This window comes from Methylophaga sp. UBA5088, assembly GCF_002414625.1.
Classification (GTDB): domain Bacteria; phylum Pseudomonadota; class Gammaproteobacteria; order Nitrosococcales; family Methylophagaceae; genus Methylophaga; species Methylophaga marina.
Genome location: NZ_DIAC01000074.1, coordinates 37,001 through 39,491, shown reverse-complemented (window position 1 = coordinate 39,491; position 2,491 = coordinate 37,001). Strand labels below are relative to the sequence as shown.

The window sequence follows — 2,491 nt, the reverse complement described above, 5'->3', positions numbered from 1 at the left end:
CTTTTGGAAAGTTACTATTTTCAGAAAACACGATTCGGCAAAAAATAGGAATCTTCGGTGCCAGTGTCTGAAGTGCGTGTTTGGAGTTATAGATTCTATGCAGTGGGTTTGTAAATTTAAAACTTCTGCCATCAATGATCTGGGTCCATTGATCGATATGATCAGCCCCAAACAAGTGACCTGACATGGGATAAGTTTCAATAATTAACAATCCTTGTTCAATCAATACTAAACGTTCAATTTCAATCATTCCCCCCAACCCGTCAGGAATGATTATCGATTTTGCTTCTTCTTTTTTGACAGTCTGTAATGCACGCTCTAATTTGCGAGAGTAAAAAGAACGCTTTCTTTTACGTCTAATGATGAGTGCAATACACAACAGGAAAAAAATCGCTGTAGCAATGGCTACTTGAATGGATAAATCTAAATTAATAATCGTACTGGCCTCAATATTGTTGTGTACTAATTATACGAAATCATCGTTGTATTGTATTCGCTTTATGTTAAGGCTACAGCGGTAAATGTGTAATAGGATCTTCATGAATGATGACTTCCGCTTCATCAAACAAATCAGCTATCTCTCGTTCGAGTGCATCCGCAATGTCGTGAGCTTGCCTCAAACTCAATGTTTCATCCAATTCAAGATGAAGTTGAATAAACACTGTTGTCCCCGATCGTCGTGTACGAAGATCATGTAAGCCACGCGCTTGAGGATGTTTTAAAACCAGAGCACTAATTTTTTCTCGTTCATTATCAGGCAACTCATGATCCATTAGTAAATCAATCGACTCTCTTACAATCCCCCATGCACTGTGTAATATGAATAAGGCAATAGCAATAGCGATAAGCGGATCTGATAATGTCCAACCATTCAGACTCAATACAAGCGCCAGAATAACACCACCATTAACCAGTAAGTCGGTTTTGTAATGTAAGGCATCAGCTTTGATTGCCGTCGAGTCCGTTTGTTTTATCACGTAGTTCTGGAATACCATCAACGCAAACGTGGCGATGATAGAAAACACCATCACAGCGATTCCGATGGTCATACCCTGCTCCATAGCTTCAGGTTTAAACAATCGGTTTATAGCCTGAAGAAGCAGTATGCCGGCTGAGCCTGCAATGAACATAGATTGGCCCAGTCCGGCCAGAGACTCTGCCTTGCCATGTCCGAAACGATGTTCTCTGTCTGCGGGCTGTAACGCATGATGCACAGCAATCATATTCAAAACAGATGCGAGCACATCAAGACTCGAGTCAACAAGTGTAGCCAGAATGCTAACCGAGTCAGTGAGAAACCAAGCAAATAGCTTAACGATTATCAGAGTAATAGCCGTAACAACAGATGCATAGGTGGCTATACGCATCAATCGGGCTTTATCAATGTGTTGAGGCTTATTCATGGACTTAGTATAGTGGATTCAATTCAAGTAACGTGAGTTTAGTATTTATGATGCTCACATAACTCATTTTAGGAAAGCTTTATGCCAATCTCGACGATCAATACCAGCCCATTCGAAGGACAAAAACCGGGCACTTCAGGTTTACGAAAAAAAGTCAGTGTCTTTAAGCAATCTCATTATCTGGAAAACTTTATTCAATCCACTTTTAATGCGCTAGGTGATTGTGAGGGTAAAACCTTAGTGGTTGGTGGTGACGGTCGCTATTACAATCAAACGGCGATACAAATCATTCTAAAAATGGCCGCAGCTAATGGTTTTTCGCATGTTTGGGTGGGTCAGAATGGTATTCTCTCTACACCTGCCGCGTCATGTGTTATCCGGAAATATAAAGCGTTTGGCGGTTTGATTTTGTCGGCAAGCCACAATCCGGCAGGTATTGATGGTGACTTTGGTATCAAATTTAACACCAGTAATGGTGGGCCTGCACCAGAATCAATTACTGGTAAAATTTATGAACATTCTGCTGAAATTACTGAATATAAAATCTCTAATGCAGCCGATATTGCACTTCACAAATTAGGGCAGCAAACGCTGGGCTCAATGACAGTTGAAGTGATTGATCCCGTCTCAGATTATGCACAGTTAATGCAGTCTATTTTTGATTTTCCAAAAATCAAAACATTTATAACCACAAGCGATTTTTCAATGCGATTTGATGCAATGCATGCGGTCACCGGACCTTACGCCATTGAGATATTAGAAAACTTGCTGGGTGCACCTAAAGGGACTGTCATAAACGGCATTCCATTACCTGATTTTGGTAATGGCCACCCAGATCCGAACCTAACCTATGCTGAAGAACTTGTGACCGAGTTATTCTCAGATAACGCCCCGGATTTTGGTGCTGCCTCAGACGGCGATGGTGATCGCAATATGATCCTGGGGAAACAATTTTTTGTGACCCCTTCTGACAGCTTGGCTATTCTTGCGGCCAATGCTCAGCTCGTACCAGCATATAAAAATGGTATCACTGGTATTGCTCGTTCCATGCCAACCAGTCAGGCCGCAGACCGCGTAGCCGAAAAATT

Annotated in this window: 3 protein-coding genes; 1 reads left to right on the top strand and 2 read right to left on the bottom strand. The window is 41.6% G+C overall.

Annotated features, from left to right (window positions below; genetic code table 11):
- A partial coding sequence (locus B4K20_RS09570) for a nuclease-related domain-containing protein (protein WP_289282711.1) occupies positions 1–379 on the bottom strand: 379 nt, incomplete at its 3' end.
- A gap of 130 nt (positions 380–509) precedes the next feature.
- A complete protein-coding gene (locus B4K20_RS09565; protein ID WP_289282710.1) occupies positions 510–1,403 on the bottom strand; it encodes a cation diffusion facilitator family transporter in 894 nt (297 codons plus the stop codon).
- 81 nt (positions 1,404–1,484) lie between these two features.
- Between B4K20_RS09565 and B4K20_RS09560 the strand changes: the two genes are divergently transcribed.
- Positions 1,485–2,491, top strand: a 1,007-nt coding sequence (locus tag B4K20_RS09560; RefSeq protein WP_289282709.1) for an alpha-D-glucose phosphate-specific phosphoglucomutase, incomplete at its 3' end; no start/stop codon positions are given.

What these genes read in the sequence shown, in the direction of transcription:
- B4K20_RS09565 (WP_289282710.1), bottom strand. Translation starts at nt 1,403, where the DNA reads ATGAATAAGCCTCAACACATTGATAAAGCCCGATTGATGCGTATAGCC.